1 pseudogene is annotated in these 503 nt (G+C 61.6%); it reads right to left on the reverse strand.

The features are described from left to right. Positions 1-234 precede the first annotated feature (234 nt). Positions 235-503, reverse strand: a pseudogene (locus AACR77_RS18550) (glutamate--tRNA ligase); the annotation flags it as partial.

Genomic DNA, 503 nt, shown 5'->3' on the forward strand with positions numbered 1-503 from the left:
CTCACCTCGGCGCTACCAAAGTTATCTCTGGCAACGGAGGCGCATGATAGGCATCACCCGCTTTGCTGTCAACCCAAAATTCTCGCCCGCTGGAGCGTTTAGTCAAAATTCAGGCAGTTAGCTGTTTTTACCGCCAACCTCGTCGCTATGTCGCTGTTTTACGTCGCAAATCCGCTTGAGGCCAAAATACGAAGGGCCCCCGTCAGGGAGCCCTTTTCATGCCATGGCCGATGTTTACTCAGCGGCCATGCGCGCTTCGATATACGCCAAAGCGCGGTCGATACGGGCGAGGACCCGCTCCTTGCCCACCAGCGCCATCACGGCGTCGATGGCAGGAGACTGGCCCAGACCGGTGACGGCCACACGCAGCGGCATGCCGACCTTGCCCATGCCCTGACCCAGCTCGGCGGCGGTCGCTTCAATCAGCTCGTGCAGCGCCTCGGTGGTCCAGGTCTCCAGGGCCGCCAGCTTGGTCTTGGCCAGAGCCAGCGGCTCGGCAGCCA

This window comes from Aeromonas sp. ZOR0002 (genome assembly GCF_963866995.1).
GTDB classification, from domain to species: Bacteria; Pseudomonadota; Gammaproteobacteria; order Enterobacterales; family Aeromonadaceae; genus Aeromonas; species Aeromonas caviae.